3 protein-coding genes are annotated in these 5,413 nt (G+C 64.6%); all 3 read right to left on the bottom strand.

Going from position 1 to position 5,413, the window contains the following annotated elements; genetic code table 11:
* Positions 1 to 530 (bottom strand): aminotransferase class V-fold PLP-dependent enzyme (locus tag HP499_RS20210; RefSeq protein WP_172325926.1); only part of this gene is annotated, 530 nt, incomplete at its 3' end.
* 79 nt (positions 531 to 609) lie between these two features.
* Complete coding sequence (locus tag HP499_RS20205) at positions 610 to 3,138, bottom strand: ATP-binding protein (protein ID WP_172325925.1); 2,529 nt, start codon at positions 3,136 to 3,138, stop codon at positions 610 to 612.
* 471 nt (positions 3,139 to 3,609) lie between these two features.
* On the bottom strand, positions 3,610 to 5,413 hold a 1,804-nt coding region (locus HP499_RS20200), incomplete at its 5' end, for a helix-turn-helix transcriptional regulator (protein ID WP_172325924.1).

The following is a 5,413-nucleotide window of genomic DNA, read 5'->3' as shown; positions in this document are numbered from 1 at the left end:
GGGATGTACTTGAGGGTGGCGCCTGTCCGGAAGGCCAGTTCCTGCCAAGGGATCAGGTTGGCGTGATGCTCCATTTCGGTCACCACGATCTCATCGCCCGGACCAATGGCCAGGTCCTTCAGGCGTGAATCCCCGCGGCCTTGCGCAGCCCACAACCCGGCGTTGGAAAGTGCGTAGCTGATGAGGTTGAGTCCCTCGGTGGCATTGGAGGTCCACACGGTTTCCTCATATTGCGCACCAATGAAGTCCGCCACGGTCTGGCGTGCGTCCTCGAAGACCTCCGTGGCTTCCACGGCAAGGTGGTGGGCGCCCCGGTGAACCGCCGCGTTGCGTTGCTCGTAGTATTCCTGTTCGGCCTCGATGACACTGAGCGGATTTTGCGATGTTGCACCGGAATCCAGGTAGATCAGGGCTTTGCCGTTGACCAACTGGTCCAGCACCGGGAAGTCGTTCCGGATCCGCAACACCTCAGCGTTGTCCATGGCAGGCACGGACCGCAGCAGTGAGGCGGGGGTTGATACGGCAGTCAAGGGGCGCTCCTTGGGAATCCTTCAGGGACTCCCCATTATCCCACGGAGGGCTGCACCGGGCGGTGTGCCGTTGAGCACGTCACCCGCCGGCCCTCCCCGGGACCCAGCCCAGCGGCGGAACGGCCCCGCTGTCGAAGGCGCTGCGCAGCCGCTCAACCAGGGTCGAGGCACGCCGGCTTGCCGCACTCCGGGTTCGTGCTTCGTATCCACTGGCCGCACGGGAGAAGCACACGGCAGCGTGGGCAAACAGCCTGTCGGAAGACAGGCTTCTTCCGGCGGCTTCGAGCGTTTTGGGGTCGTTTTCCAGCAGCGCAGAGGCAAAAGCTCCCAGCGCAGTTCCCCCGGCTCCGTGAATTTCAGTGGCAAGTCCTGCCAGGCGCCGCTGAACCACAAGGTCCTCGACGGCGGCGCTGCTTGCGTTGAGCGTCAGGAGGGACACCGCCTCTGCTTCGAGCAACGTGCTGCCCTGGTGGTGGAACTGATCCGCAAGGGCCAACAGCTGGCCTGGCTTCCCGGCGACTTGGTCCTGTGCGGCGGCCAGGTATACAGAGCTCAGCTGAGGAAGGAGGCCGGCAGTGTCCTGAACGCCCTGCAGTGCAGCGAAGCTCTGCGCACTGCGCGCCATCGCCTGCACAGGGTTCCCGCACAGCGCCTCGGAGTAGGCCAGCATGGCCGCAGCCAACCCAAGGACTGTCGGAAGGCCGGCGTCGGACAGTTCCGCAAGAACCGGTTCCAAGGTGCCGCAGGCAGCGCGGGAAAGCCCTTGACTGAGTTCGGCGTATCCGCGGGCAACGTCCAAGCACACGGCCAAGTACGTGGGGAGCACGAACGCGGACGGACACTCAAGGACTTGGTCCAGGCGGCTCCACGCCAGATTGTTGCGAAGGCAGACGACGTGCCGGAGCAATACTCCAGGCCGGAACATCTCCAAGGCCGGGTCCGCGTCAACGGCCGCCATTGCCGCTGTTGACCTTTCCAACGCCTCCGGGGCAGCTCCGGTGAGCAGGAGACGCTCGGCATCCCCGACGTCCCGCACTACCTGCTTTGAGAATTCGCCGAGGGCCTCCAGCCCGGCCATGGCCTGCAACCGTCCAGCGGTCCGCGGCTCCATTTCGTCCTGCACACGGCTGGCCTGCGGCTGTTGAGCGGTTCCTGAGCCCGCATCCTTCTGTACCCCGGATGCTGCATCACCGGGAACGGCCCCCAGAAGTTCCAGGGCCAACAGGCGATAGCCGGCATCAGCCTTCACCTCCGGTGTTCCTCCGGCGGCCGCCAGCTCCCGTAGTTCCGGGGCCGCTTCGCGCAGCAGGCCTTCGGCAACCAAGGCCCTCGCCCGGAGGAGTCTCGCCTCGTCCTTCCGCTCCGGGCCGGCCACTGCTGCGGCAGCCCGCATGGCCAGCTCTGCTGTTGATGGCCTGTCAGCGGCCGGTGCTGTGGCCAGGAGAAGTTCATCCGAGAGGGTCAAGCCGCAGTCCAGGGTCCAGTTCATCCACCGAAGCAGGGTGGGGGCTGATTCCCGTGTGATGGCCGGTTCCTCGACGCCCAGGCGTAGGGCCAGGCTCCTGGGCCGCGGCACGGCCAGGCGGGTGCCTTCGCCGCGCAACCAGGAACCCGTCCTGACCAGCGGCGGCCTCCCCGCCAACAGCCTGATGTGGTGGTTGGCCAAGAGGTGTTCAACGGCGGTTTGGCCAAAATGATGTTCCACAACATCCAGTGCCACGGGTTCGGCGAGGGCAATGAGCTCCAGCGCGTGCCGTTCCTCTGCTGGCCGGGCGGCATTTTCGGCCTGCACGTGTGCCACCACGCCTGGCCAATCGCAGTGGGCCCGGACATCGATGGTCCAAAAGCCGTCCTTTTGCACCAGCAGTCCTGCACGACGCGCGTCGTTGATGGCAATCGCCAACAGCCCGACGTTGAAACCGCTCATGGCGGCCAGAAGGCTGCTGGCGCGGCGTTGGACCCTGCCACCCAGGACGACCTCAGCCAACGCATGTGCCTCGGTGAAGCTAAAAGGTGGCAGGAAGTACTGTTCCAGGAAGCCGTCTTCCCAAAGTTGGTAGAGATCAGGTGGAAGGGGCCTGCGGCTGTCCGCGGTGGCCACCAAGGTTGCCCCGAACCCAGGGATGAGCTGCAGCAGGACAGCCAGCGAAGCGGGATCGATGTAGTGGATGTCGTCCACCAGCAGCACCAGTGGCGGACGTGCCGCCCGCGCGTGGCGTTTGTTCCGCCGTCGGCCGTTCTGCGGGGTGAACAGGTACTCGGCGGCGCCAAGGGTGCTGGTGAGGGCCCGGAGTACGTTCAGTCCCGGAGGGAGCGTATCTTCGCTGCCGGTATCAGGAGCCGTACCCAAGGCGCCGTAGCTGATGGTTTTGAGCTCGGCCTTGCCCGCGAAGGTTCTGACGTCCATAAATTCCGGGAGGCCGGCTTTGACCGAGAGCAACAAGTGCGTTTTTCCGGATCCCGGGTCTCCTGTTACCACTATCCCGCTGACGGAGGGTGACGGTACTGCCGAAAGGATGATGTCCAGGAGCCTTGCCCGGTCCGGGAGGGGTGATGGCCTCAGCCCGACTGTGACGGTGTCTTCGTCCAGCCAGGGGTCCGGCAGCATGCGCACTCCAATAGCAGCAGTCCCATGATCCGGGAGGTTTGATTTCCGCGAAGTGCGGGCTACCTGGCCTAGAAGCCGGCGGCGGCTGGGGGGAGAGTCTCGGTCTCAGAAGACTCTGTCGCCGCCGGCTTCGTCCAGGGCCGGAACACCTCACGGCGTCCGGTGCATCGGCTTGAAGAGACCACCGATGCGGATGATGCGACTTTCGGAATCCCGGTGATGCTTGGGGCTGAACCGTTCTTCCAAGATCAATACTGCCGGGGTGGCGAACGGGGTACACCAGTAGTTGGTACTCGATTAGTCAGGGGCTTTTTCCGGGCCGATACCTTGTTGTACTCAGTCCCTCGGCGGGGTACTACTTGGTTTCGGGACAACACACCGGTCGATTACTCCACTGATTGGCTAAATTTCCCGCAGGCGCGCGGACAAGTGGCGTGAGAATGCCTGGTGAGTACTGAAGGGGTCTTGCCCTTAATGACCTACAGCAGACCCGAGATCTTCGCGCCGGCGAATGCCCAATTTGGCATAGCTGCGGTACAGGTGGCCCTCAACCGTGCGGACGGAGACCAACAGCTTCTCTGCGATCTGGCGGTCGGTAAGCCCAGAGACTGCCAAGGCAACAATGTCCTGCTCACGGCGGGTCAACGGCACTGAGCGGTCTGCTTCGGCGCTGGGATCATGCATGAGGGCATCACCGAGGCTGGCTTCGCTGACATCGCGGAGCACCGCTGCCTGGCGGGCCTCCGGGCGTTTTCCTTCGGCGTCGAAGGACAGGGCCGCTTTGTCGAAGGCAGCAGCCGCTGGTCCCGGCATCCCGGCGGCCGAAAGAAGGTTACCGGCGTTGACGAAGCCTTGGCCGTCAGCGGCCAGGTGTGCTTCCGCCAGGGAAAGCCAGCCGGCGGACCACGCACCGGACATGGACGCCGTGACGTCCTTGATGGGCTCCATGGCTTGAACATCGCCTAGCTCGGCGCGGAGGACTAGATTCTGCAACAGGACACCTGGATACCGGTGCAGGGGTACGGATTCCGGGAGCTTCCGGAGCTTATCCAGCCCCGAGCCCTTGACCATGAATTCCTGGCCGGCCAACGTATAAAGTTCCGCAATGGCCTCCACGTAGGCTCCCCCGGCAGCGACACCGGGCTCCGCTCCATCATGCTCACCGGCCTGTCCTCCACCCCGTTCACTGGCCAGACGCTCAGCGAGCGCGATATCACCGGCCCTGGCCGCGGCATAGTACGCCAGCGCATTGCCGAGGCTCTTCAGTTGCTGGGGGTCCTTGACCCTCAGTGCCTCGACTGCGGGGGTAACCAGCTCCGCGGCCTGCTCAAGCCGGCCTTGCCGCAGCAGCGACAAACCTTTGAGCGTTTGGATATCGCCACCAAAAACAATCAGCCCCATGGCCGATCGTGCGGAGTAACGTTCAAGGGCAGTTCCGGCGGCAGTCCAGTCCCCCGCTCCCAGCGCGGCCAGGATGTAGCGGGCCAGCACAAAGTCGCTGAAGTACAGGAGGTCATCAGCTTGCTCGTCCAGCAGCACCAACGCCTCACGCCCGGCCTCCAGCGCTTCCAGGGCCCGGCCTTCCACGGTCAGCAGCTCACACCGCATGGCAAGGAGGAAGAGCCGGTTCATGACAAAGTCAGCATCTTCCCCGCTGAGTACTGTCCCAAACCGTTCCAGACCCTCGCGGAGCTCTGCGTAGTGGCCATCGTGGGCAAGCGCTGCCAGTTCCAGTGCAGTGGCATGCCTGGTTACAAGCCCCGTCAGGGGCTCTGACTCCGGCAGGCCTTTGAGGAGGTGCGTAGCCGCGGTCCGGGAATCGGCCACGATCTCTGATGATGGGTCGCCCTGCGCCGCCCGTGCAGCAGCCCACAGCAAACCTGCTCCCAAGGGGCCGGACGGGTCGGCGTCCAAGTACCCCAGGTCCTCCTCCAACAGCCGCACGGCGTTGCGGAAGTCGCCGTCGTTGTAGCTGACCATGGCCATGACAGCGCGGGCGCGGGGACGCAGTGCCTCGGAGCGGACCTTGCCGGCTGCGGCCACCGCCAAGGGGTTCTGGAGCAGTTTTGCAGCCAGGAAGGCTGCTTCCAGCAGCTGTTCATCCTCGACGTCGGCACCGCAGTCCAACGCCCAGCTCACCAACCGGAGGAGCCCCTCGGCCGTGGGCGGCTCTGCGAGCAGGTGCTGAACCATGCGCTGGCGGATCTGCAGGCTCCGGGCCGGCGAAACGATTTGTCGGAGCGCCTCGCTGTACATGGGGTGCCACATTTTCAGG

It is taken from the genome of Paenarthrobacter sp. CM16 (assembly GCF_013179505.1).
Taxonomy (GTDB): domain Bacteria; phylum Actinomycetota; class Actinomycetes; order Actinomycetales; family Micrococcaceae; genus Arthrobacter.
This window is presented reverse-complemented; position numbering and strand designations above follow the sequence as displayed.